The following is a 23,204-nucleotide window of genomic DNA, read 5'->3' as shown; positions in this document are numbered from 1 at the left end:
GTACCCTGTCTGTTCGACAGCCCGGAATCTTGCTGAGAACTCAAGTCCGGGCTGTCGCCGCGCATGACAGCGCTGAGGCTCGGCCGTCCGCCAGCTGCCTACCAATTGGCGGACGGCTCCGCCTCGGCCTCCAACTGGCGTTGGGCCCTGTCCAGAGCCTGGTCGGCATCATGACCGTGCGCCTGAAGCCAATGAAGAAGGTCGGCGATGGCCGCGACCGCTACCGTCTCGGCCATGGTGGCGGTCAGTCTTCTCGATGCGGCCGTGCGCGCAGGCTGCTGCACGTCGTACAAGCCGAGGACGCTCGCGGCCCTTGAGACGCGTGGGTTCTGGCTGTGGCCGTTCGGCGCACTCAAGCCCGTCGCGAACTCGACCCACGTGACCTTTCGGTTGGGCAGGAGTTGAACACCCCAGCGATCGGAGCAGGCGGCGACAAGTGCAATGCCGCGCCCCGACTCCGCATCGCCCTCCGCATCGATCAGCGTCGGTAAGGCCTGGCTGTCGGGGTCATGGATCTCGATGCGCAAGTGGGTGCCGCTCATGGAGACGACAAGGGTTGAAGGTGTACCTGGACCAACGTGCGTGATCACGTTGGAAACCAGCTCGCTGAGGCAGAGTTGGACACCTTCGATCAACTCCGGTAGGCCCCAGAGACGCAGATGGACCTTCAGCACGTGTCTGAGTGCGGCCACCTCCTCCGGCACCGCAAGGAAGGGCAACTCCCAAGGTGTTCTTGGCGTACAGGCGCTGCATTCCATGTGTCGACTCCTGCTCGTGTGTCCTCTTGTGCTGCTCGGCAAGCAGTGGCTTGTCGCCCTGGCGCACGCCCCTCTCTCCCAGGGCAGGAGAGATCGGGCAGGCATGGGCGATGCACTTCTGTTCGCCATGGACCAGCGGCTCGATGCTCAACCTAGAAGCCCTCCTGGTAAATTTGCCACACGCTTCGGCAAATTAGCTCGATCGTGGATGGAGGGGCGGGCGCACGGCAGACTGCCGTCTGAGCCAACACGGAAGGATGGACATGCCCCCGAAGCAAGTTCCGACTCAGCGGCAGAAGCGCCTCGGTTACGAGTTGCGCAGGATGCGGGTCACGGCAGGCGTGTCCGCGGAGGAAGCGGCCAAGCTGATGGGAGTTGACCGCGGGAAGATCTCCTACATGGAGTCCGGCGCACGGAACATCAGTGAGGAGCGCCTACGCGCCCTGGCTCATCACTGCGGGTGTACCGACGAGAAGTACGTGAGCGCCCTGATCGACATGGCCTCGGCCGGCGCTCATGGGTGGTGGGAGCAGTACCGTGGCGCACTGCCCCAAGGCCTGTTGGACATCGCCGAGTTGGAGTCCCGGGCCGTCCGCATGCGAGCAGCGTGCACTGTACACATCCCAGGACTGCTCCAAACCACGGACTATGCACTGGCTGTGTTCCGTGCCGTCCTGCCGCGACTGCCTGAACACGAAGTAACGATGAGGGCGGCCCATCGCAATCGGCGTCAGGAGATCCTCTCAGGCGACACAGCTCGTGCCTTCACAGGCATCGTTCACGAGGCAGCGCTGCGGATGCAGTTCGGAGGGCCCCGAGTGACTCGTGAACAACTCGAATATTTGCTCGCACAGTCCGAGAAGGACGGCGTGACCGTGTTGGTCGTGCCCTTCGCCCATGGTGGGTTTCCAGGTGCGGGCCAAACCGTCCTGTATGCAGAGGGACCGACAGAGCAGCTGCACACCGTGCAGATCGACAACTCCCACGGTCCGGACTTCCTCTACGGTGAGGCCGAGTTGGCCAAGTACCGTGCTCACTTGGACCGGATGGAGGAACTGGCGCTGTCTCCCGGCGACTCGAAGGACCTCATCCAAACCATCGCAAACGGACTGCAGGAGGCATGATGAGTGGGATCCAGTGGGAAGAGCCGTTCTGCGGGGAGGGCAACTCGTGCTTCCGGATAGGTGTCGATGAGGCCGACAACGCATACATAGCGGTGCTCGGCCAGGAGGACCGTTTCATCACGGATACTCGGGACGCCTTGCGCACCATGATTCGGGACATCAAGGCAGGCAAGGCGGACCACCTGCTCCGGTGAGAACCAATCGAGGGACCGGGCCGAACTCCATTTATCGGTCCGTTGAGTCGTTGAAGCTCTTGATCCGTCCGGACAGGTCCCCAAGGCTCTCGACCCTGAAGGTCGGGAGGCTCTCGGCTTCCGCCGTGCGCCACTGGATTGGCGCCCATGGCCCTCGGTGGACCAAAGCGGCAGCGGCGGCCGGCTGGACGTCGTTGTCGAGCCGGTCGCCGACGTAGAGAGTTTCGGCCGCGCTGAAGGGGACGGCTTCGACGACACGGTGGAAGAACGCGGCATCTGGCTTGCCGGCGCCCCAGTCAGCCGAGGTTCCGATCAGGTCGACGTCATCCGTGAACAGTACCCGGAGGATCCTGCCTGCGCGGATCGTCTGGTTGCCTGCGATGCCCATCCAGATGCCATCCGACCGACTCGTGTCCCTCGACAACCGGCGCAGCCTTCTCGGCGAGATCAACTACCCCACTACAGGAATATTTCCGTGGCGTCCTGGACGCCCTCCCAGTAGCCGACCTAGCGTCGCCCCTGAGGCAGGGAACGACAACTCTGTCCGACGTGAAGGGGGCACAATGCCGCGTGGAGAGCTGACTCGGCTGACCGGCAACGGGAACGGTGAGTGCGGGGGCGACGACTGCCCCAACGTGTACCGGACCAGCTCGGGGTCGTTCGTGGTCCAGGGGAACCTGTCGAATGTCTTCGACCCGCCGGAGGGAGAGGCGCTCGTGGAGATCCCTGAGTCTGTCCTGAAGGAGGCTGTCCGTGCTCTTGGCTGGTGAGGATTGGCGGAGGACGTTCGACGCCATGCAAGGAGAGGCGTGGCGTCTGGAGTCTCTGCCCGTCTACCGTGTGCCGCAGGAGGACGAGGCCATTCGCCGGTTTCTGGCCGGGGAGCCTGTGACACGTGACGCCACTCAGCCTTGGTTCGATCGGGTCAAGGCGTACGTGGCGAGCGGTCGTAGCGTCGGGCGAGTGCACGTCGTCGCTCGGCCCCTCTCGGACTACCTCCGCTTCGAGTTCGAGTTCTACCGTCACAACGTCGAGGCCGGTGAGGCGATCCGCATCCTCGACGTTACCGATCGTCCCAACCCCCTCGACCACGTTCAGGACTTCTGGATGTTCGACCGCTCTCGGATCGTGCTCATGCACTACGAGCCGGACGGGACTCAGATCAGCCGCGAAGTGTACGAAGGCGATCCGGCACCGTACCGGGAGTACCAACGCATCGCCCTCGCGGAATCGGTGCCTTTCGAGGAGTACGTGAAGGGCCTTGACGCTTGATCCTGAGAAGCTGGGGCAGTCGAAGGCCGACCTGGCGGAGACACTGAGAATGCTACGCAAACGAGCCGGACTCTCCCAGGTCCGGCTCGCGAGGCGTTGCAATGTTTCCCAGTCCAAGATCAGTAAGATTGAGACTGCGGAAATCACCCCAAGCCTGGTCGATGTCGAGCTCATCCTGCGGGCACTCGACGCCCCAGAGAAACTGGTCGCTGAAATAACCTCGCTGGCGCGACTCGCGAACACCCAGTGGGAACCGATTCGGTCGTCGTGGCGCCGCGGCTTGGAGAAGCGCCAGGCAGAGTTGGCCGGCCTCGAAGCCGAGTCCAGGGAACTTCGCTACTTCCTCCCCGCAATGCTCACGGGCTTGCTGGCCACTCCCGATTACGTCCGGGCCGGCCTCGCATACTCGCCGGGAGACATCTCGAAGGCCGTAGCGCGGAAGCTGGAACGGCAGACGGTGCTGTACGACACCACGAAGCGCTTCACGTTCCTGCTCACGGAGCAGGCAGTGCGGTGGGCCGTTGTCCCACCGCCTGCAATGGCTGTGCAGATCGACCGCCTGAGCTCACTGTCCCACCTCCCCAACGTGCGAATAGGTGTCATCACGATCGGCACAGTCGTAAGTCGTGGGCCCATGAACACTTTCACGGTGTACGACGACCGGCTGGCCACTGTCGAGACGTTCACCGGGCGGACGGTGTTCCGCGACCCTCGCGATATCTCTGAACATCTGGAAGTCTTCACGCAGTACGAGCAGAAGGCCCACTTCGCAGACGCGGCCAGCACCCTCCTTCAGGAATGGGCCAGCGCCTACCGTTGATCTTTAGTAGACAACCGGAATAAAGCTCGCCCTCCCCTTCCTGTCGCTGGATCATGTGAGTCATGAAACACAGGGGAGAATCAATGGCGAATGAATGCGGGATCTTTTCCAATCGCCCGCTCATGACTATTCGCGTCTCGCAGGATTCCGGCCGGACGTGGGGACGCCGGCGAACTTTGTTTGCAACGGATGACCTTCCACCCCTCGTCACGGCACAGTGGCCGCCGTGCCGATGCCGGCGCTGCGCCGGGCGCCGTAAGGAAGCCGACTGCTGAGGCCGCTGGCCCCGTTCCCAGAACTCCCGCCCATCGAGGGCGGCGGCGGTCAGTCATGGCCGCGAACAGTTGAGCAGGAAGGTGCAAGTGATGCTGGACGGAACCAAGTTGTATGACCTGGACATCAGCGGGGCCTCCTTCGTGAAGGCCTGCGGTGGTCCCTGTACCGAGGGGTGCGTGACGCTGGCCCGGATCGGCCAGGACGCCTGGGCGCTGGGGGACAGCAAGCGGCCGGATGCGGAGCCGTTGCGGTTCACGTCGGAGGAGCTGGCCGTGGCCGGCATCGATCCGGTGAGGTTCGGATTGTCCGTCTGATCCTCTCCTGCCGGTCCCGGCCCCCGTATGGAGGCCGGGACCGGTCCTGCCCGATCCCGTACGCCCGACAAGGAACGGCTGGTGCACTTCCACGGCTATCTATGGGTCGGCGCGAAAGAGCGATTCGACCAGGAGGCCCTTCGGCGGCCTCCGCATCCCGAGCCGCCGCCGGCCGCGAGCAGACCTGAGCTGATCGAACGCTATCGAGAGGTGGCGACGGCGTTCCCGACCGTGGATCTTCCTCCGTTGGAGACGGCGTACTGGCTCGTCAAACCACGTTCCTTGGTACGGGGCACATGGGACGAGGCCAAGGACGCCGCCGCCTGGGTCGGAGCGCGTGTGGCCGAGTACGCGCCCCGGTTCGCCTCCGCCCGGGAGCGCGACTCCGGCGAGCCGGGGGCGCTGGTTGCCTCCGTGGCGGAGAAGCTCTGTTCGGGCGGCGACGTGTCCCTCGGCTTCTACCTCGAGCGTCCCTCGTACCTGTCCCTCGCGGTGGTGACGTGCTCACCGAACCGGTCGAAGCCAGAACTGGCGTGCCCCGGTGCCGGCCTGGCCGGTGCCGGCCGGTTGCCTTGAGACCGGGCGGTCACGCCGTCGGTGCCAGGTCCGCCCGTCCGAAGAGGAGGGCGTAGCCCGGGGGGAGTTGGGTGAGGAGGCGGGTGGTCAGGGGGTCGCCCACCCAGTCCGCCAGGACGCTCAGGACCGAGCTGACGTCCCAGCGGGCCGTCGCCGGGGTCGCTCCCTCGATGCGGGTGGCCACGGAGTCGACGAACTCCCGGGCCGTGAGGGGGTGCGTGGCGGGGATCTGGGAGGCGATCACCCGGCCTGCCTCCCGGGGGACGGCCTGGGCCAGGGCCACGCGCTCGTCACCGGTCACATGGCCGCCCAGGGCCGAGAGGACGGTGCGGGTCACGCTCTCTGCTTCCGCCCTCGTCGTGTACTGGCCCGCCTCCCGTACCGCCTCGGTCAGTTGCTCCCAGCTTGCGGTGTCGGTATCGGCGTCACGGGACAGGGGGGCTGCGGTGGCAATAGTCGTTCTCAGGGGCGGGGTCGTCGTCACGGTCATCGTGCTTGCTCCTTCTCCGGGACACTGGCGCCGGGGGCGGTACCCCGGTACCCCGTAATGCGACCTGCATGAGCTGGAGTTCGGCCAATGTGTTGCTTGGGGCGGGTGGTGGCGGTGGGCCGCCGCCCTGTCCGCGGTGGGCCGCCACGCCCGCCGGCCGGCTGCGGTCGGCCGCCACGCCCGCCGGTCAGCCGCGGTCGGCCGCGGTCGCAGGCCGCCGCGCCCCGGTTCCGCTGGGGGAGCCCGGGACGCGGCGAGTGGCAGTGGGTCAGGTGCTGATCTGCTTGCGGTCGGCGTTGCCGCCCGCGATCTGGATGCGGCGTGGCTTGGCCTGTTCGGCCACCGGGATGCGCAGGGTCAGGACGCCCGCCTCGTACGACGCGTCGATGCGGTCCGTGTCGAGGGTCTCGCCGAGGAACAGCTGGCGCGTGAAGATGCCGGTGGGGCGCTCCGCCACGAGCAGGTCCGCGTCGCCGGGGGCCGGGCTGCGGCGCTCGGCGCGGACGTTGAGGACGTTGCGCTCGACGTCCAGCTCGATCGTCTCGGGGTCGATGCCGGGCAGATCGAAGTGGACCAGGAAGTCATCCCCCGCGCGGTAGGCGTCCATCGGCATCGCGGCCGGACGCGCGGCGTCTCCGAAGAACTGTCGCGTGAGGCGGTCGACCTCACGGAAGGGGTCCGTACGCATGAGCATCACAGGTCACTCCTCTCTTCAGGAATTGGGTGCGATGCCCTACGGCCTCTTATATAACTCTCTGCCGGAAACTTGACAAGGCCAGACTCAGGTTAGGGGCGTCCCGTCGGTGGGGCGTTAGCCTCGGGCCGAGACATATGGCACCAGAGGAGGCAGTCGTGGCCAGGGTTCCCAGTGCAGTCGTCGCCGCTACCGGGCTCGTCGGCGGGTACGGCGTCGCTCGTTGGACCAAGAAGCGGCAGCTGGGCGGTGCCGTGCTGGCCGTCGCCGGGGTCGCTGCCGCGCAGCAGTGGCGTGCGCGGGCCGGCGGGAAGGCCGCCGGTGCGCTGGGCGCCGCCTATCTCGCCGCCTTCGCCGGGTCCCACCCGCTCGCGAAGAAGGTCGGCGCCTGGCCGTCCGTCCTCGGTGTCGCCGGCGCCGTCGCCCTCGCCTCCTGGGCCGTCGCCGACCGCAAGGCCTGACGGCACGCCGACGGCAGCTACAGCGTCCCCGCCCGGAACGCCCTGCGGTACGCCTGCGGACTCGTCCCCACCACCCTCCTGAACCGTTCCCGGAAGGCCGTGGGCGAGCCGAAGCCGGTCTGGGTGGCGATGCGCTCGACCGGGTACGGCGTCGTCTCCAGCAGGTGCTGGGCCCGCCGTACCCGTGCCCGGTGGAGCCACTGCAGCGGAGTCGTGCCGGTCTGCTCCCGGAAGCGGCGGTTGAGGGTGCGGGTGCTCATGCCCGCCCGGGCCGCGATCTCGTCCAGCGTGAGGTCACGGTCGCTGTGGTCCTCCAGCCAGTGCAGCAGGGGCTCCAGGGTGGTACCGGCCGGGGCCGGGGGCAGGTCGTGGACGATGAACTGGGCCTGGCCGCCCTCCCGTTCCAGCGGCATGACGGACATCCGGGCCGCGTGAGCGGCGACAGCCGATCCGAAGTCCCTGCGGATCATGTGCAGGCACATGTCCAGCGCCGCCGCCGCGCCCGCCGACGTCAGGAACGGGCCCTCGTCGACGTACAGGACGTTCGGATCGACGGTCACCTTCGGGTACAGCTCCGCCAGCCGGGCGGCCGCGACCCAGTGCGTCGTCGCGCGCAGGCCGTCCAGCAGGCCCGTCGCCGCGAAGAGGAACGCGCCCACGCAGACCGAGGCGATGCGGGTGCCGTTCGCCGCCGCCGCGCGCAGTGCCTCGGCCACCCCCGGCGGCAGTTCCTCCGGCGGTTCCGCCACGCCCGGCAGGATGATCGTGTCCGCCTCCGCCAGCGCGTCCAGGCCGTAGGGCGCCCGCACCGTGAAGGCGCCCGCGCTCACCTCCTCCCGTACCGAACACACCCGTACCCGGTACGGCTCCCGCCCGTCGGGCAGCCGCGCCCGGCCGAAGGTGTCGACGGGGGCGGACAGGTCGAACGGGATGACGCCGTCCAGCGCCAGTACGGCCACGGTGTGCATGGCGGGATCGTAGATGTGCGACGGGTTGCGGCCAACGGTCAGCTGCCGGTGCCGGAGCCACCGGACGCCGCCCGCCTGCCCCTACCGCCGCTGGCGAGAATCCGTTGGACCCTGGCACTCTCGCCGCTTCCGCGGGATCCACCCGCCGCCTACCGTCACCGCCGTGACCAAGTTCCTCCTCGCCGTGCACGTCCTCGCCGCCATCGTCGCCGTGGGTCCCGTGACCGTCGCCGCCAGCATGTTCCCGCCCGCCGCGCGCCGCGCCCTCGCCGCACCCGACGACCCCGGCGCCACCGGGACCCTCAACCTGCTGCACCGGATCTGCCGGATGTACGCCCTCGTCGGCGTCGTCGTCCCGGCCTTCGGGTTCGCCACCGCGAGCGAGATGGGCGTGCTCGGCAGTGCCTGGCTGGTCACCTCCATCGCGCTGACCGCCGTCGCCGGCGTCGTACTCGCCGCGCTGGTGCTGCCCGCCCAGAGCGCGCTGGTGGAGGGCCGCGGCACGAACCCCGCACGGCTCGCCATGTTCACCGGCGTCTTCAACCTGCTGTGGGCCACCGTGACGGTCCTGATGATCGTGCGGCCGGGATCCACCACCGGCGCCTGACCCCGGCCGCCGCCCCTCCCTACGGGTTGCTCGCCGCCGGCGGTGCCGTGGGACCCGGGCCCCCGGTGCCGGGAGTGCGGCGGGACGGTCGCGCGCCCCGGGTGACCGCCCCCACCCGGTCGGCCACCGCCGTCAGCGGGCGGGCGATGTCCTCCAGGGAGCGGCGTTCGGCCCGTACCGCCAGGAAGGCGGCGACCAGGCCCGCCGCGCACATCAGGAACGCGCCGATGGAGAACGCCAGGACCGTGTCGCCGACCCTGCCCGTGCCGGTGAGGTCGGCGAACAGCAGCGGGCCGCTGATCCCGCCGGCCGCCGTGCCGAGGGCGTAGAAGAAGGCGATGGACATCGCCCTCGTCTCCATCGGGAAGATCTCCGAGACGGTGAGGTAGGCGCTGGAGGCGCCCGCCGAGGCGAAGAACAGCACCACGCACCAGCAGGCCGTCAGCGTGCCCGCGCTCAGCGCACCCCGGCCGAACAGCCACGCCGTGCCGAACAGCAGCAGACCCGAGAGCAGGTACGTCGAGGAGATCATCACCCGGCGCCCCACCGTGTCGAACAGCTTGCCCAGCAGCAGCGGGCCGCAGAAGTTGCCGACCGCGATCACCGCGAAGTAGTAGCCGGTGCGGTCGGCGGGCACCGCGAAGAACTTGGTCAGGATGGCGCCGAAACCGAAGGTGATCGCGTTGTACAGGAACGCCTGGCCGATGAAGAGCGAGAAGCCGAGCACCGCACGCCTGCGGTACCGGCCGAAGACCGTGCGCGCGATCTCCATGAACGTCACGCTCCTGCGCTGGTGGATCTCCAGCTCGCCCCGAGGCCCGGGCAGCGCCACGCCCTTCTCCCGCACCACCCGGCGCTCGATCCCGGAGACGATCTCCTCCGCCTCCCGGTCCCTGCCGTGGATCAGCAGCCAGCGCGGGCTCTCCGGGACGTGCCGCCGCACCAGCAGGATGACCAGGGCGAGTACGGCGCCGAGGGCGAACGTCAGCCGCCAGCCGACGTTCCTGGCCAGGAGGTCCGTGTCGAGCGCGACGATCGACAGCAGGGAGCCGCCGACCGCGCCCAGCCAGAAGCTGCCGTTGATGATCAGGTCGACCCGGCCGCGGTAGTCCGCCGGGATCAGCTCGTCGATCGCCGAGTTGATCGCCGCGTACTCGCCGCCGATGCCGAAGCCGGTCAGGAAGCGGAACAGGAAGAACCACCAGGCCTCCCAGGAGACCGCCGTCAGCGCCGTCGCCGCCAGGTACACCGCCAGGGTGATCATGAACAGCTTCTTGCGGCCGAAGCGGTCGGTCAGGCGGCCCCAGAACAGGGCACCCGAGCAGGCACCCGCCACGTACAGCGCGGCCGCGACGCCGGTGATCTGGCCCGAGGTGATCGAGAGCCCGCTACCGGGTTCGGCCAGCCGGCCGGCGATGTTGCCGACGACCGTGACCTCCAGGCCGTCGAGGATCCAGACGGTGCCCAGGCCGATCACGATCGTCCAGTGCCAGCGGGACCAGGGCAGGCGGTCCAGCCGGGCGGGGATGTCGGTGGTGATCGTACGGCCGGTCTGCGGTGACGGTGCCTCGGCGGTGGCCATGGGCTCCCTCCTCGTCGAAGGACGTCCCCCGTACGGGCGGGGACGGCATCACGGGTGCCCCCGGCCCGCACAACCACTCCGCACCGGGGCTCAGGCGCCCAGCGTCCGCGTCACCGCGTAGATCAGCAGTCCCGCCAGTGACCCCACCACCGTGCCATTGATCCGGATGAACTGCAGATCGCGGCCGATGTGCGCCTCGATCTTCCGGGTGGTGTGCTCGGCGTCCCAGCTCGCCACGGTGTCCGTGATCAGCGAGGTGATCTCCTTGCGGTACGTCGTCACGACGTGCACCGCCGCGCCCTCCACCCAGCTGTCGACCTTCTCCTGCACCTTCGGCTCGGTCGCCATCCGCGCGCCCAGCGACAGCAGCGCCGCCCGCACCCGCGTCCGCAGCTCGCTCCGCTCGTCCTCGGCCGCCGCCACGATCATGGACCGTACGGCCGTCCAGACGGACGCGATCAGGTCCTGCACCTCGCCCCGGCCCAGCACCTCGCCCTTCAGCCGTTCCACGCGCGCCCGGGTGTCCGTGTCGGACTGCAGGTCGGAGGCGAAGTCGGTGAGGAAGCGGTCGAGCGCGCCACGCGCAGGATGCGAGGGCATGTCCCGCATCTCGGTGACGAACCGCAGCAGCTCCTTGTACACCCGCTCACCGACCCTGCGGTCCACGAACCGCGGGGTCCAGCCGGGCGCGCCGCCCTCCACGGCGACCATCACATCGTCCCGGTGCAGCACCAGCCAGTCGTGCGCCCGCGTCACCACCAGGTCCACCGCCCGCCGGTGGCCGCCGTCCGCGACGATCTTCTCCAGCATCTTGCCGATGCCCGGCGCGATCTCCTGCGCGTTCGCCCGCCGCGTGATGGCCTCACCGACGACCGCCTGCACGTCCGAGTCCCTCAGGACCGTCAGCGCGCCCCGCAGCGCCGTCGCCAGCTCCGCCGTCACCCGGTCCGCGTGCTCCGGCTCGGCCAGCCACGCCCCGAGCCGGCTGCCGATGCCCACCGAGCGCAGCCGCTGCCGCACGACGTCCTCGGAGAGGAAGTTCTCCCCGACGAACTCGCCGAGCGAGACCCCCAGCTGGTCCTTCTTGGTCGGGATGATCGCCGTGTGCGGAATGGGCAGCCCCAGCGGGTGCCGGAAGAGCGCGGTGACCGCGAACCAGTCGGCGAGCGCGCCCACCATGCCGGCCTCGGCGGCCGCGGCCACGTAGTCCGCCCAGGGTCCCGCGCCCGCGTGCGCGGCGAGCTTCGCCAGGACGTAGACCACCGCCACGACCAGCAGCATGGCCGTCGCCGTGAGCTTCATCCGCCGCACCCCGCGCCGACGCTCCTCGTCGGCCGGGGTGAAGGCCGTCATCGTGCGGTACGACACACCCCGCCCCGACGCTGTTCCGGTCTCCGTAGGTCCCATCAGCTCCACCCGTCAGCTCCACCCGTGCGGTGATCCCGCACACAATTGTCCCTTCCTGACCGACTCCCGGAACGGAACAGGAGTTCCCGGCGTCTGTCTGCAAGGGGGTTTTGGGCAGGGCCCTGACAGCTCGCCCCGGCTCATGACGCATCATGGGCCCATCAAGATCGGAGCCTCGGGCTCCCATCCCGAGGAGAACAACACAAGCGTGACCAAGCGTCATGGTTATGCCCTGCTGAGTGCGCTCGCCGCACTGCTCGTGGCCGTGTCCGCCGCCATCTACGTCACCGTGGCGGCCGACGACGGCACCCCGCGCGGCACCCTCGCCGGCCACCGCCCCCGTCCCGGCTCCTCCGTCGCCCCCGCCTCGACCGGCACCTGGGTCGGCGCCTGGTCCACCGCCCCGGTCGGCGGCGAGCCCGGCACCGAGACGACGGGCCTCGCGGGCCGCTCCGTGCGCAACGTCGTCCACGCCGGCACCGGCGGAACGAGTGCCCGGATCACGCTGTCCAATCTCTACGGCCACACCCCGCTGACCATCACCCACGCCTCGATCGCGCTCTCCGCCGGCGACGGCACCGCCACGGCCGACCCCCAGTCGATGCGCCGCCTCACCTTCAACGGCGCCACCGGCGTCGTCATACCCGCCGGCGCCCAGATCACCAGCGACGCCGTACGCCTCGCCGTCCCGCACGACACCGACGTCCTGGTCACCACGTACTCCCCCACCGCGTCCGGCCCGGTCACCTACCACCCGCACGCACGCCAGATCTCCTACGTCGCGAACGGCGACCGCACCGAGGACGCGACCGGCATCCCCTACACCGAACAGACCCCCTACTGGCGCTACCTGACGGGCCTGGACGTCCTCAGCAACGAGGCCGACGGCACGGTCGTCGTCTTCGGGGACTCCATCACCGACGGCATCACCTCCACCACCGGCGCCAACCACCGCTGGCCTGACATCCTCGCGGGCCGGCTGCGCACCGCGCTCGAGAGCGGACACCAACTGCCGCGCTACAGCGTCGTCAACGAGGGCATCAGCGGCAACCAGGTCCTCACCGACGGCCTCGGCCGCCCCGCCGAGAACCAGGCCGGCCTCGCCCGCTTCGGCCGCGACGCGCTCTCCCACCCCGGCGTCAAGGTCGTCGTCATCGACCTCGGGATCAACGACATCCTCCGCAACCCGGAACTCGCCGACCCCGACAAGATCGTCGCCGGCCTGCGCACACTGGCCGGCGACGCCCACGCCCACGGCCTGAAGGCCGTCGGCGCCACCCTGATGCCCTTCGAGGGCCACCGCGGCTGGACACCGGCCCGCGAGGCCGTACGCCGGCAGATCAACGCTCAGATCCGGTCCGGCGGCGTGTTCGACGCGGTGGTCGACTTCGACAAGGCCCTCCGCGACCCCTACGCCCCCCAGCGCCTGCGTCCCGACTACGACTCCGGCGACCACCTGCACCCCAGCGACCTGGGCTTCAGCAGGATGGCCGGGGTGTTCGACCTGAACACACTCAACGGCGCGGGGCAGGCGGAGCTGTAGCCGACGCCGGGCGGGCGAAGCGGGCGTCGCGGCGCGAGGAATACTGGCGGGCATGACCCGCTTGATCCTCGCCACCCGCAACGCCGGAAAGATCACCGAACTGAGGGCCATCCTCGCCGAGGCCGGACTCCCCCACGAACTCGTCGGCGCGGACGCCTACCCCGACGTCCCCGACGTCAAGGAAACAGGCGTCACCTTCGCCGAGAACGCCCTGCTCAAGGCCCACGCCCTCGCCCAGGCGACCGGCCTCCCCGCGGTCGCCGACGACTCCGGCCTCTGCGTCGACGTCCTGGGCGGCGCCCCCGGCATCTTCTCCGCCCGATGGGCCGGCCGCCACGGCGACGACAGGGCCAACCTGGACCTGCTCCTGGCCCAGCTCTCCGACATCGCGGAGGAGCACCGGGGCGCGCACTTCGCGTGCGCGGCGGCGCTGGCCCTGCCGGACGGCACGGAGAGGGTGGTCGAGGGGCGGCTCCGTGGCGTCCTCCGCCATGAGCCGGCCGGCACGAACGGCTTCGGCTACGACCCGGTCCTCCAGCCGGAGCACGAGACCCGCACGTGCGCCGAGCTGAGCGCGCAGGAGAAGAACGCGATCAGCCACCGGGGGAAGGCGTTCCGGGCGCTGGTGCCGGTGGTGCGGGAGCTGCTCGGCTGAACTCTGGTGCGGCCGGAGGGACTCGAACCCTCACGGGAGTTACCCCACTGGGACCTAAACCCAGCGTGACTGCCAATTCCACCACGGCCGCTCGTCTGCTGCCCGGCCATGCTAGCGGCCGGGCAGCGGGACCCGAGGGTCAGATGCCCAGATCCTTGATGATCTTTGCCACGTGGCCCGTGGCGCGGACGTTGTACAGGGCTCGTTCGACCTTGCCCTGTTCGTCGACGACGATCGTGGAGCGGATGACGCCCATGTACGTCTTGCCGTAGTTCTTCTTCTCGCCGTAGGCGCCGTAGGCCTCGGTGACCTTCTTGTCCGGGTCGGCCAGCAACGTGACCCTGAGGGATTCCTTCTCCCGGAACTTCGCCAGCTTCTCCGGGGCGTCCGGGGAGATGCCGATGACGTCGTAGCCGGCGCCGGCCAGGACGTCCAGGTTGTCCGTGAAGTCGCAGGCCTGCTTGGTGCAGCCTGGAGTCAGGGCGGCCGGGTAGAAGTAGACGATGACCTTGCGGCCCTGGTGGGAGGAAAGGGACACCTCGGTGCCGTCGGCATCCGGGAGGGTGAAGGCGGGGGCCACGTCCCCCGGCTGGAGTCGCTCGCTCATCGGGCCAGGGTAACCGGGGGGCCTTGCGGTGCACCGGGAGCAGAAGCTGACAGACTGTTCGGAACAGCATCAGGAGACTTCGGAGGCCGTACGGTGGCGGACACGTCGGACACCAGAACCCCGGCGCAGATCGAGGCGGACATCAAGCGCCGCCGTGAAGTGCTGGCCGAGACGCTCGACGAGATCGGGGTGCGGGTGCATCCGAAGACGATCGTCGGGGATGCCAAGGCCAAGGTTGTCGCCAACATCGATCACACGGTCGGACGGGCGTACATCCAGGTCAACCGCGTGGTGAGTGAGGTGCGGGCGCAGTTCGTCGATCAGGAGGGCGGGCTGCGGTTGGAGCGGGTCGTGCCGGTGGCGCTGCTCGCCGTCGGTGTCGCCGGGCTGCTCACCGTGGGCTCGCGGCGGCGCAAGGGCTGACCCGGGCGCGTACGGGTGTGACGAAGGCAGGTAGGTTCGAGGCGTGAGCGCCAAGAGACACGAGCACAGCACCCCCCATCACGACAAGCTGCCCATCCGGATGCTGCACGACCGGGTTCTGGTCAAGACGGAGACCGGTGAGGGCGAGCGGCGGTCGGGGGGCGGCATTCTGATTCCCGCCACCGCGGCGGTCGGGCGGCGGCTGGCCTGGGCCGAGGTTGTCGCCGTCGGTCAGAACGTACGGACCGTGGAGCCGGGTGACCGGGTTCTGTTCGATCCGGAGGACCGGGCGGAGGTCGAGGTGCGCGGTGTGGCGTACGTGCTCATGCGCGAGCGGGATCTGCACGCCGTGGCCGCGGACCGTTTCGAGGGGTCGGAGGACACGACGGGCCTGTATCTCTGAGTCCGTTCTGCGACAGGGGCCGGTGACCATCGTCACCGGCCCCTTTTGCGCTGCCTTTGCTATGTTCGAAGGCGTCAGCCCGACGAGACGCGCCGTACCGGGCACCCCGGCCCTCAGGCAAAGACGACGCACCCCCGTTCAGAGATTCCTTCCGGAGGTGCCTGTCGTGGCCTGGGTTTTGCTGATCGTCGCCGGACTGCTGGAAGTCGGCTGGTCGATCGGGATGAAGTACACCGAGGGTTTCACCCGGCTGCTGCCGAGTGTGTTCACCGGTGCCGGGATCGTCGCCAGCATGGTCCTGTTGTCGTACGCCGCGAAGTCCCTGCCCATCGGTACCGCCTACGGCGTGTGGGTGGGCATCGGGGCGGCCGGCGCGGCGGTGCTCGGCATGGTGGTGCTGGGTGAGCCGGTCACCGCCGCGCGGATCTTCTTCGTGTGTCTGCTGCTGGTCGCCGTGGTGGGGCTGAAAGCGACTTCGGGTCACTGACGGCCCCCGGCGGTGGCGGGGGCGTCAGGTGAGGGGGTCGCCTCCCGCACCGGCGGCCGCGCCTGTCGTGTCGCCGCCTCCGTCGGTGCCGTCGCCGCCCGTGGCCGTACCGCCTCCGCCGGTGGCGCCGCCGTTCGTGCCGCCGCCGGTGGCGTCGCCGCCGGTGGTGTTGGTGCCACCGCCGGTCGTGTCACCGCCGGTGGTGTTGGTGCCACCGCCGGTCGTGTCACCGCCGGTGGTGTTGGTGGCGCCGCCCGTGGTGTCGCCGCCGGTCGTCGGGGTGCCGGTGCCGCCGGTGGTCGGGCTGGCGGTCGCACCGCCGTTGTCCTGGCCGCCGTCGGTCGTGCCGCCGTTGTTCTGCGCACCGGTCGTGCCGGGCTGGGCCGAGCCGGTCGGGCTCTGCGGCTGGGGCTGGTCGGCGCCCTGCTGGAGCTGCAGGTCGAAGTCGTTGGACGGGGTGCCCTGCAGGGCGTCGTGCGTGTACTGGGCCCAGATACGGGTCGGCGGGCCGCCACCGTTCATACGGGGCTGGCCGAGGGCGCCGTACAGCGGCATGTGCTTGGCGGTCACCGGGTCCTGGCCCATGACGGAGACCACCGTGGCCAGGTCGGGGGTGTAGCCCGCGAACCAGGCGGCGGTGTCGCTCTCGGCGGTGCCGGTCTTGCCCGCTGCCGGGCGGTCCGCGCCCTGGGCGGCGGTGGCGGTGCCGTTGTCGACCACGCTCTGCAGCATCGACGTGGTGGTGTCGGCGGCCTCCCGGCTGACGGCCTGCTCGACCGGCTGGTCGGGCAGCTTGACCTCGTCCGTGCCGTCCTTGGTGATCTTGTCGATCATCGTGTACGTGCCGTGCCTGCCGTGGTTGGCGAGCGTCGCGTAGGACTCCGCCATGTCCAGGACGCTGGCGGTCGCGGTGCCGAGGGCGATGGACGGGTACGGCTGGAGGTCCGGGGTGCCGGAGGGGACGCCCAGGTCGATCGCGGTCTGCTTGACCTTGCTGGGGCCGACGTCGACGGCCATCTGCGCGTAGACGGCGTTCACGGACAGGTCGGTGGCCTTGGTGACGGTGATCTGGCCGTACGACTTCTGGTCCTCGTTCTCCGGGGCGTAGGCGCCGCCGTTCCAGCCCTCCACGGGACGCTGGTTGGTGCCGTCGTACATGGTGTTCGGGGTGATGGGGCGGCCGTCCTGGGTGGTCGAGCCGTTCTGCACCGCGGAGGTGAACACGAACGGCTTGAAGGTCGAGCCGACCTGGAAGTCACCGCGGGTCGCGCCGTTGGTGTACTGCTTCACGTAGTCGATGCCGCCGTACATGGCGACGACCTTGCCGGTCTTGGGGTCGACGGAGGCGCCGCCCGCGCGGACGTACTTGTCGGCGGTGATGTTCTTCTTGTCCAGCTTGGAGATCAGGTTGTCGTTCACCGCCTTGACGAAGGCGTTCTGCTTGTTCTTCTGGATGGTGGTGGTGATGCGGTAGCCGCCGGCCTCCAACTGGTCCGTGGTGAGGATCTTGTTGGTGACCAGGTAGTGCTTGACCGCGTCGACGAGGTAGCCGCGCTGGCCGGACATGCCCGTGGAGAGCGTCTGCTCCTTCGGCATCGGGAACTTCATCCCGGCCCGCCTGGACTCGCTGAGCCAGCCTTTCTTGACCATGCCGTCCAGGACGTAGTTCCAGCGGGCGACGGCGGCTGCCTTGTTCTCGGGGTGGGCGACGACGTCGTACTCGCTGGGCGCGTTGACGAGCGCGGCGAGGTAGGCGGCGCGGGCCGGATCGAGGTCGGCGGCGTCACGGCCGTAGTAGGCCTGGGCGGCGGCCTGGATGCCGTAGGCGTTGCGGCCGAAGAAGCTGGTGTTCAGGTAGCCCTCGAGGATCTCGTCCTTGGTCTTGTTGCGGTCCAGCTTGATCGCGATGAAGAACTCCTTGGCCTTGCGGGTGAGCGTCTGCTCCTGGCCCAGGTAGTAGTTCTTCACGTACTGCTGGGTGATCGTCGAGCCCGACTGCGTGCCCTTGCCGGTCGCGGTGTTCCAGGCGGCGCGCAGCATCGCCTTGGGGTCGACGGCGGACTCGGTGTAGAAGTCGCGGTCCTCGGCCGCGAGCACGGCGTGCTGGGCGTCCTTGGAGACCTGGGCGAGGCCGACCTTCTCCCGGTTGACCTGGCTGTCGCGTGTGTCGCGGGCGATCTGGGAGCCGTCGGCGTAGAGGTAGACGTTGGCCTGCTTGGTGGCGAGGGCGTTGGCGGGCGGGATCTTCACGAGGGAGTAGCCGAGGAAGAACAGCCCGATCAGCAGGAGCAGCCCGATCACGAAGGTGCCGAGGACCATGCGCCAGGTGGGGATGATCCGCCGCCACCCGGTCCGCTTGCGCTTCGGCTTCTTCCCCTTGCCCTGCCCTCCGGCGGGCCGGCCGTCCGCGGGGGCGGTGGTGTTCTCGTCGGTGGGCCGGGGGGCGCCGTGCTCGGGGGTGGTGGCGGTGGCGCCGGTCGCGGTGTCCGTGCCGGTGCGGGGGCGGCGGGCGCCGGCACCGACCGCCCCGGCCGCGCCGACGGCGCCCGCAGCGCCCGCCTGGGCGGCCTGGGCCGCCTGCCCGGCGGGACCGGCGGCACCGGCGGCGGCAGCGGCCGCACCGGCCGCCTGGGCCGTGCGGTTCTTGCCGCCGCGCGGGCGGGCGACGTCGGGACCGGGCGCACCAGGGGTGGGGGCGGCGTCGGGCGCCCCGGACGTACGGCCGGTGGGGTTCGGCTCGCCGGAGGGAGAGGCGGCGGCCGTGGCGGGGTCGCCCGGCTCGGCCGCTCGGGGTGCGTTGACCCGCCGCAGGACCTGGGTGGTCTCCGGCGCCTGTGTGTCACCGGCGCCGGGCCGGTCCCCCTGCGGTGCGCGGGGCGCGGTGACGCGCCGGAGCACCTGCGTGCTCTCGGCCGGCCGGGTCTGCTCGGAACCGTCCCTGGCCTCCGGGACCTGCGGCTTCCCGGAAGCGGCCGTCGAAGCCTCACCGGAAGCAGAGCCCGCACCACCGCCGGACACCCGCGCACCGGACTCCGACGGACTCCCGCCAGCGGCCGACGCATCGCGGTCCGCCGGACCCCGGCCGGAACCGGAACCCTCACCCGAGGCCGAGCCCGCACGGGCTGCACGATCAGAGGCCGCACCGGTCACCGAGGCCGTGCCGGAAGCAGCGGACGCACCCCCGCGGGTGCCGTCCGTCGAAGCCCCGCCGGGAGCGGCGTCGGCAGCCGTGCCGGGCGCCTGCGCGGGCACGTCCTCGCCCGACGCGGTCGCCTTCTGCTGTTCCGTGCGGCCGCCACGGGCCGCCTGGCGGGCGCGGGCCATGGAGGCCGTCCGGTCGGGGGCCGGGCGGTCCTCGGACACCCGATCGTCACCCGTCCGGCCGGGCGCGGCCTGCCGAGCCTGCCCGCCCTGCTCGGCCGGTGCTGCCTGCTCGGGCCGGGCCGGCGGGCCGGCCTGCTCGGACGGTGCCGGCCTGCCGGTCCCCCTGACCGTGCCGGTGGCCGTCGCGTCACGGCCCCCGGGGTCACCGGACCCTTCAGCCGGCAGCGGCTTTTCCGGCGGCACGCCTTCGTTCGGCTGCTGCGGCTGCGGCTCGTCGCTCATGTCGTGCACGGACTCCTGTTTCGCGTCGTACGTTCCCGTACGCCTCGTACGCTTCTGCGCCCCCAGTTGGAAGACTCTCGCACCTGGCGTTCCGTTCCCGGATTCCAGCACGCTTCGGGCACGAATATTGCGTGGCCGGCAGCCGGAACCCGGGACTAGGCTCCTGCGCTTCGGTGTCGAGCGGTCCCGGGAGGTGGACTGACGTGGGCGCGGGACGGTTGTACGTGGCCGTCGCGGCGGGGGGATTCAGACGGTACGCGACGTATCGGACCGCCACTGCGGCAGGGGTCTTCACCAACACCGCCTTCGGGCTGATCCTCGTCTACACCTATCGGGCGCTGTGGGACGAGCGGCCGCACCTGGGCGGATGGGACCAGTCGCAGGTCGTGACCTATGTGTGGCTGGGGCAGGCGTTCCTGTCGACGCTCGCGATCGGCGGCGGAGGCGTCGAGAACGAGTTGATGGAACGCATCCGTACGGGGGACGTGGCGATCGACCTGTACCGGCCCGCCGACCTGCAGCTGTGGTGGCTCGCCACCGATCTCGGCCGGGCGTTCTTCCAGCTGCTGGGGCGCGGCCTGGTCCCCTTCCTCTTCGGCGCCCTGTGCTTCCCGGTGTACCTGCCGGCGGACGTGGGCACGTGGGTCGCCTTCCTGGTCGCCGTGCTGCTGGCGATGCTCGTCGGGTTCGGGATCCGGTATCTGGTGGCGCTCAGCGCGTTCTGGTTGCTGGACGGTCAGGGTGTGACGCAGATGTCATGGCTGGCCGGCTTCTTCTGCTCGGGCATGCTGCTGCCGCTGAACGTCTTCCCGGGGGTGCTCGGCGAGGTCGTACGGGCGCTGCCGTGGTCCTCGTTGCTCCAGGCGCCGGCCCAGATCCTGCTGGGGCACGGGGACCCGCTGGGCACGTATCTGTTCCAGGGGACGTGGGCGGTGGTGCTGCTGGGCGCCGGGCGGCTGGTGCAGTCGGCGGCGACGCGGCGGGTGGTGGTCCAGGGTGGGTGAGGGCGGTCGGGTGCGGGAGGCCGTGCGGGCCTATCTGATGATCGCCGGGATGTGGGTGCGGTCGACGATGGCGTACCGCGCGTCCTTCGCGATGACCACGTTCGGCAACTTCTCGGCGACCTTCTTCGACTTCGTCGCGATCATGCTGATGTTCTCGCGGGTGGATGCCCTCGGCGGCTGGTCGCTGCCCGAGGTGGCGTTCCTGTACGGGCTGTCCGGTACGGCCTTCGGGCTGGCCGACCTGGTGATCGGGTCGATGGAGCGGCTGGGGCGGCGGCTGCGCGACGGCACGCTGGACACGCTGCTGGTGCGCCCGGTGCCGGTGCTGGCACAGGTCGCCGCCGACCAGTTCGCGCTGCGGCGGCTGGGCCGGGTGATCCAGGGCCTGCTGGTGCTGGGCTGGTCCCTGCTGCGGCTGGACGTGGACTGGACGCCGCTGAAGCTGTTGCTGATGCCGGTGATGGTGGTGAGCGGCTGCGGGATCTTCTGCGCGGTGTTCGTGGCGGGGGCGGCCTTCCAGTTCCTGGCCCAGGACGCCTCGGAGGTGCAGAACGCCTTCACCTACGGCGGTACGACGCTGCTGCAGTATCCGCCGACGGTGTTCGCGAAGGAGCTGGTGCGCGGGGTGACGTTCGTGCTGCCGCTGGCCTTCGTCAACTGGCTGCCCGCGGCCTTCGTGCTGGGGCGGCCGTATCCGCTGGGGCTGCCGCGGTGGACGGCGTTCGCATCGCCGCTGGTGGCGGTGGGGTGCTGTGCGCTGGCGGGGCTGGCCTGGCGGGCGGGACTTCGTTCGTACCGGAGCACAGGGAGCTAGCAGATGACGGACGGCGGCTTCATCACGCTGGAGAACGTCGAGAAGGTCTTCGACGTGCGCAAGAAGGCCGGGTTCCTGAAACGGGAGCGGCGTCAGGTGCGGGCGGTGGACTCGATCTCGTTCACCGTGGCGCGCGGGGAGATGGTCGGGTACATCGGGCCGAACGGCGCGGGGAAGTCGACCACGATCAAGATGCTGACCGGCATCCTGACGCCGAGCGCGGGGCGGCTGCGGGTGGCGGGCATCGATCCGGCGGGCGAGCGCAGGCGGCTGGCGCACCGGATCGGGGTGGTGTTCGGGCAGCGTACGACGCTGTGGTGGGACCTGCCGCTGATCGACTCCTACCGGCTGGCGCACCGCATGTACCGGATCCCGGACGCCCGCTACCGGGAGAACCTGGACCGGTGTGTCGAACTCCTAGAACTGGACGCCATGCTGGACGTGCCCGTACGGCAGCTGTCGCTCGGGCAGCGGATGCGCGGGGACATCGCGGCGGCCCTGCTGCACGATCCCGAGGTGCTGTACCTGGACGAGCCGACGATCGGCCTGGACGTGGTGTCGAAGGCCAAGGTCCGGGGGTTCCTGCGGGAGTTGAACGCCGAGCGGGGCACGACCGTGCTGCTGACCACGCACGATCTGCAGGACATCGAGCAGTTGTGCTCACGGGTGATGGTGATCGACCACGGGCGGCTGGTGTACGACGGTCCGCTCACGGGGCTGCACGAGGCCGGGGAGAGCGAGCGGACGCTGGTGGTGGACCTGGAGCGGGAACTGCCGCCGGTGCGGGTGCCCTTGGCGCGGGTGGTGCGGGTGGAAGGGCCGCGACAGTGGCTGGCGTTCCCGGCGGGGCAGTCGGCGGCGCCGCTCGTCGCGCATCTCGCGGCGGAGTATCCGCTGGTGGACCTGTCGGTGCGGGAACCGGACATCGAGGCCGTCATCGCGAAGATGTACGCGGAGAAGGCGGTCTCGTAGGCTGCTGCCATGACCGACGACGCAGTCCCTGACCTCAGGGCGTCCGACACCGACCGTGAACGGGTCGCCGAGGTCCTGCGGGACGGCCTGGCCGAGGGCCGCCTCGACATGGCGGAGTTCGAGGAACGGCTGGAGGCGGCCTACAAGGCGCGCACGTACGGCGAGCTGGCGCCGCTCACCCGCGACCTGCCGACGGCCGGCGCGGCGGCTTTGGCCGCTCCCGTCTCCTTCACCAAGGAGCCCGCGCCGAGTGGCGGTTGGGCGGGGCGGATCGTCGGGGGCGCGGGGTCCTCGACCGGCGCGGTCGCCATCATGTCGGGCTTCCAGCGCAAGGGGCGCTGGACGGTGCCGAAGCGGTTCGCGTGCTTCGCGTTCTGGGGCGGTGGCGAGATCGATCTGCGGGAGGCGGACTTCGCGGACCGCGAGGTCGAGATCAACTGTGTGGCGGTCATGGGTGGTGTGCAGGTCATCGTGCCGCCGGGTGTCGAGGTCGTCGTGCGCGGGATCGGCATCATGGGTGGTTTCGAACACCCGAGGGACGACGCGCCGCCCGAGCCGGGCGCTCCGCGCGTGATCATCGGTGGCGTCGCCTTCTGGGGCGGCGTCGGTGTGGAGCGCAAGGTCACGCGGGCGGAGCAGAAACGCCTGAAGGAACAGCGCCGTCAGGAGAGGCTGGAGCGCAGGGAGTCCCGTCGCGACAGGGGGCACTGAGGCCGCGGCCGTTACTTCGTGCAGACCTTCGTCAGTTCGCCGGCGGCGTCCGTCACGGGGCTGACGTCCGGTGTCCTGTCGCCGTTCCTGATGGCCGTACGCACGTGGCCCACGGCCTTCTTCAGATCGTCGACCGCCTTGTTGACGTCGGCGTTGTCGGTCCTGTCGCCGATCTTGTCGAGGTTCTTCTCGATGGAGTTCAGGGAGTCGTCCGCCTGGGTGGGGTCGTTCGCGGCGTTCTCCACGGCCTGCTGCAGGTCGGTGACGCTGTCGGCTATGGAGTCGGCGGTCTGCACGCAGTCCAGGGCCTTGTTCATGGCGTCGCAGCCGGTGGTGAGGCCGGTCGTGAGCGCGGCGAGCGCCACGGCGACGACGGCGGTGAGACGGCGTCGGCTGACGGCCATGGTGGTGGTCCCCTCCCGGTACGGCTGCTGTC

Annotated in this window: 27 protein-coding genes, 1 tRNA gene, 1 pseudogene and 1 riboswitch; of the genes and pseudogenes, 18 read left to right on the top strand and 11 right to left on the bottom strand. The window is 70.0% G+C overall.

Translation table 11 applies throughout. The annotated features are described in order from the left end of the window. Positions 1-98: 98 nt before the first annotated feature. Positions 99-758 (bottom strand): ATP-binding protein, encoded by a 660-nt coding sequence (locus ACZ7HQ_RS32940; protein ID WP_470997941.1) that lies wholly within the window; start codon positions 756-758, stop codon positions 99-101. Between the two features lie 263 nt (positions 759-1,021). On the opposite strand from ACZ7HQ_RS32940, the gene ACZ7HQ_RS32935 reads away from it, so the two are divergent. Beyond that, on the top strand, positions 1,022-1,882 hold the full coding sequence (locus ACZ7HQ_RS32935; RefSeq protein ID WP_470997938.1) for a helix-turn-helix domain-containing protein: 861 nt from the start codon (positions 1,022-1,024) through the stop codon (positions 1,880-1,882). Continuing rightward, positions 1,882-2,076 carry a hypothetical protein gene (locus tag ACZ7HQ_RS32930; RefSeq protein WP_470997974.1) on the top strand — a complete coding sequence of 65 codons (195 nt, stop codon included), beginning with the start codon at positions 1,882-1,884 and terminating at the stop codon, positions 2,074-2,076. Before ACZ7HQ_RS32935 ends, ACZ7HQ_RS32930 begins: the two co-directional genes overlap by 1 nt. A gap of 31 nt (positions 2,077-2,107) precedes the next feature. Here ACZ7HQ_RS32930 and ACZ7HQ_RS32925 read toward each other — a convergent pair. Beyond that, positions 2,108-2,482: pseudogene (locus ACZ7HQ_RS32925) on the bottom strand (HAD family hydrolase); the annotation flags it as partial. 157 nt (positions 2,483-2,639) lie between these two features. Here ACZ7HQ_RS32925 and ACZ7HQ_RS32920 point away from each other — a divergent pair. The 5 genes from ACZ7HQ_RS32920 (at position 2,640) to ACZ7HQ_RS32900 (ending at position 5,334) form a co-directional block, all read left to right on the top strand. Beyond that, the gene (locus tag ACZ7HQ_RS32920) at positions 2,640-2,846 is read left to right on the top strand and encodes a hypothetical protein (protein WP_470997935.1); all 207 of its coding nucleotides are present in this window, start codon (positions 2,640-2,642) and stop codon (positions 2,844-2,846) included. After that, complete coding sequence (locus tag ACZ7HQ_RS32915; RefSeq protein ID WP_470997932.1) at positions 2,830-3,348, top strand: DUF6879 family protein; 519 nt, start codon at positions 2,830-2,832, stop codon at positions 3,346-3,348. Before ACZ7HQ_RS32920 ends, ACZ7HQ_RS32915 begins: the two co-directional genes overlap by 17 nt. After that, a complete protein-coding gene (locus tag ACZ7HQ_RS32910; protein ID WP_470997930.1) occupies positions 3,338-4,168 on the top strand; it encodes a helix-turn-helix domain-containing protein in 831 nt (276 codons plus the stop codon). The genes ACZ7HQ_RS32915 and ACZ7HQ_RS32910 overlap by 11 nt, the downstream gene beginning before the upstream one ends. Positions 4,169-4,533: 365 nt before the next feature. Next, positions 4,534-4,758, top strand: a complete 225-nt coding sequence (locus ACZ7HQ_RS32905) for a DUF397 domain-containing protein (protein ID WP_470997928.1) — start codon at positions 4,534-4,536, stop codon at positions 4,756-4,758. An 81-nt stretch (positions 4,759-4,839) separates the two neighbouring features. Next, positions 4,840-5,334, top strand: coding sequence for a hypothetical protein (locus ACZ7HQ_RS32900; RefSeq protein ID WP_470997971.1), 495 nt, complete (start codon positions 4,840-4,842; stop codon positions 5,332-5,334). Positions 5,335-5,344: 10 nt separating this feature from the next. Here ACZ7HQ_RS32900 and ACZ7HQ_RS32895 read toward each other — a convergent pair whose 3' ends face one another. Both ACZ7HQ_RS32895 and ACZ7HQ_RS32890 read right to left on the bottom strand, forming a co-directional pair. Next, positions 5,345-5,824, bottom strand: coding sequence for a DUF2267 domain-containing protein (locus ACZ7HQ_RS32895; protein ID WP_470997926.1), 480 nt, complete (start codon positions 5,822-5,824; stop codon positions 5,345-5,347). Between the two features lie 268 nt (positions 5,825-6,092). Further along, positions 6,093-6,518 carry an Hsp20/alpha crystallin family protein gene (locus ACZ7HQ_RS32890; protein WP_470997924.1) on the bottom strand — a complete coding sequence of 142 codons (426 nt, stop codon included), beginning with the start codon at positions 6,516-6,518 and terminating at the stop codon, positions 6,093-6,095. Between the two features lie 158 nt (positions 6,519-6,676). On the opposite strand from ACZ7HQ_RS32890, the gene ACZ7HQ_RS32885 reads away from it, so the two are divergent. Continuing rightward, complete coding sequence (locus ACZ7HQ_RS32885; RefSeq protein ID WP_470997922.1) at positions 6,677-6,979, top strand: hypothetical protein; 303 nt, start codon at positions 6,677-6,679, stop codon at positions 6,977-6,979. Between the two features lie 17 nt (positions 6,980-6,996). Here the strand turns inward: ACZ7HQ_RS32885 and ACZ7HQ_RS32880 are convergent, their stop codons facing one another. Continuing rightward, on the bottom strand, positions 6,997-7,947 hold the full coding sequence (locus tag ACZ7HQ_RS32880; RefSeq protein ID WP_470997919.1) for a GlxA family transcriptional regulator: 951 nt from the start codon (positions 7,945-7,947) through the stop codon (positions 6,997-6,999). 163 nt (positions 7,948-8,110) lie between these two features. On the opposite strand from ACZ7HQ_RS32880, the gene ACZ7HQ_RS32875 reads away from it, so the two are divergent. Next, the gene (locus ACZ7HQ_RS32875) at positions 8,111-8,554 is read left to right on the top strand and encodes a hypothetical protein (RefSeq protein WP_470997917.1); all 444 of its coding nucleotides are present in this window, start codon (positions 8,111-8,113) and stop codon (positions 8,552-8,554) included. A 19-nt stretch (positions 8,555-8,573) separates the two neighbouring features. On the opposite strand, the gene ACZ7HQ_RS32870 is transcribed toward ACZ7HQ_RS32875, so the two are convergent. Together ACZ7HQ_RS32870 and ACZ7HQ_RS32865 are read right to left on the bottom strand one after the other, a co-directional pair. Further along, positions 8,574-10,136 carry an MFS transporter gene (locus tag ACZ7HQ_RS32870; RefSeq protein WP_470997914.1) on the bottom strand — a complete coding sequence of 521 codons (1,563 nt, stop codon included), beginning with the start codon at positions 10,134-10,136 and terminating at the stop codon, positions 8,574-8,576. A 90-nt stretch (positions 10,137-10,226) separates the two neighbouring features. Beyond that, complete coding sequence (locus tag ACZ7HQ_RS32865) at positions 10,227-11,543, bottom strand: DUF445 domain-containing protein (RefSeq protein ID WP_470997911.1); 1,317 nt, start codon at positions 11,541-11,543, stop codon at positions 10,227-10,229. 208 nt (positions 11,544-11,751) lie between these two features. Between ACZ7HQ_RS32865 and ACZ7HQ_RS32860 the strand changes: the two genes are divergently transcribed. Further along, positions 11,752-13,086: an SGNH/GDSL hydrolase family protein gene (locus ACZ7HQ_RS32860; RefSeq protein WP_470997909.1), complete on the top strand. Its 1,335-nt coding sequence runs from the start codon at positions 11,752-11,754 to the stop codon at positions 13,084-13,086. 52 nt (positions 13,087-13,138) lie between these two features. Continuing rightward, positions 13,139-13,741, top strand: coding sequence for an RdgB/HAM1 family non-canonical purine NTP pyrophosphatase (gene rdgB / locus ACZ7HQ_RS32855; protein WP_470997906.1), 603 nt, complete (start codon positions 13,139-13,141; stop codon positions 13,739-13,741). 4 nt (positions 13,742-13,745) lie between these two features. Here the strand turns inward: rdgB and ACZ7HQ_RS32850 are convergent. Then, positions 13,746-13,832, bottom strand: a tRNA-Leu gene (locus ACZ7HQ_RS32850). Between the two features lie 48 nt (positions 13,833-13,880). Continuing rightward, positions 13,881-14,348: a thioredoxin-dependent thiol peroxidase gene (bcp, locus tag ACZ7HQ_RS32845; protein WP_470997903.1), complete on the bottom strand. Its 468-nt coding sequence runs from the start codon at positions 14,346-14,348 to the stop codon at positions 13,881-13,883. A 93-nt stretch (positions 14,349-14,441) separates the two neighbouring features. Here bcp and ACZ7HQ_RS32840 point away from each other — a divergent pair, with 93 nt between their 5' ends. From ACZ7HQ_RS32840 to ACZ7HQ_RS32830, 3 genes are all read left to right on the top strand, one after another. Next, on the top strand, positions 14,442-14,771 hold the full coding sequence (locus ACZ7HQ_RS32840; RefSeq protein WP_470997900.1) for a DUF3618 domain-containing protein: 330 nt from the start codon (positions 14,442-14,444) through the stop codon (positions 14,769-14,771). Between the two features lie 43 nt (positions 14,772-14,814). Next, on the top strand, positions 14,815-15,174 hold the full coding sequence (locus ACZ7HQ_RS32835) for a GroES family chaperonin (protein ID WP_470997898.1): 360 nt from the start codon (positions 14,815-14,817) through the stop codon (positions 15,172-15,174). Between the two features lie 53 nt (positions 15,175-15,227). Further along, positions 15,228-15,307: riboswitch (guanidine-III (ykkC-III) riboswitch) on the top strand. A gap of 33 nt (positions 15,308-15,340) precedes the next feature. After that, positions 15,341-15,661, top strand: a complete 321-nt coding sequence (locus tag ACZ7HQ_RS32830; RefSeq protein ID WP_470997895.1) for a DMT family transporter — start codon at positions 15,341-15,343, stop codon at positions 15,659-15,661. A 24-nt stretch (positions 15,662-15,685) separates the two neighbouring features. Here ACZ7HQ_RS32830 and ACZ7HQ_RS32825 read toward each other — a convergent pair whose 3' ends face one another. Beyond that, the gene (locus ACZ7HQ_RS32825; protein WP_470997968.1) at positions 15,686-18,472 is read right to left on the bottom strand and encodes a transglycosylase domain-containing protein; all 2,787 of its coding nucleotides are present in this window, start codon (positions 18,470-18,472) and stop codon (positions 15,686-15,688) included. Between the two features lie 998 nt (positions 18,473-19,470). On the opposite strand from ACZ7HQ_RS32825, the gene ACZ7HQ_RS32820 reads away from it, so the two are divergent. The 4 genes from ACZ7HQ_RS32820 to ACZ7HQ_RS32805 are packed head-to-tail and all read left to right on the top strand — an operon-like array spanning position 19,471 to position 22,768. Next, the gene (locus ACZ7HQ_RS32820; protein WP_470997892.1) at positions 19,471-20,271 is read left to right on the top strand and encodes an ABC transporter permease; all 801 of its coding nucleotides are present in this window, start codon (positions 19,471-19,473) and stop codon (positions 20,269-20,271) included. A 37-nt stretch (positions 20,272-20,308) separates the two neighbouring features. After that, complete coding sequence (locus ACZ7HQ_RS32815; protein WP_470997965.1) at positions 20,309-21,085, top strand: ABC transporter permease; 777 nt, start codon at positions 20,309-20,311, stop codon at positions 21,083-21,085. A 3-nt stretch (positions 21,086-21,088) separates the two neighbouring features. Beyond that, entirely contained in the window at positions 21,089-22,057 is a 969-nt protein-coding gene (locus ACZ7HQ_RS32810) for an ABC transporter ATP-binding protein (protein WP_470997890.1), read from the top strand. A gap of 9 nt (positions 22,058-22,066) precedes the next feature. Next, positions 22,067-22,768: a DUF1707 SHOCT-like domain-containing protein gene (locus tag ACZ7HQ_RS32805; RefSeq protein WP_470997887.1), complete on the top strand. Its 702-nt coding sequence runs from the start codon at positions 22,067-22,069 to the stop codon at positions 22,766-22,768. A gap of 11 nt (positions 22,769-22,779) precedes the next feature. On the opposite strand, the gene ACZ7HQ_RS32800 is transcribed toward ACZ7HQ_RS32805, so the two are convergent. Then, entirely contained in the window at positions 22,780-23,172 is a 393-nt protein-coding gene (locus ACZ7HQ_RS32800; RefSeq protein WP_470997884.1) for a hypothetical protein, read from the bottom strand. Positions 23,173-23,204: the final 32 nt, after the last annotated feature.

This window comes from Streptomyces sp. NPDC037290, assembly GCF_055603245.1.
This window is presented reverse-complemented; position numbering and strand designations above follow the sequence as displayed.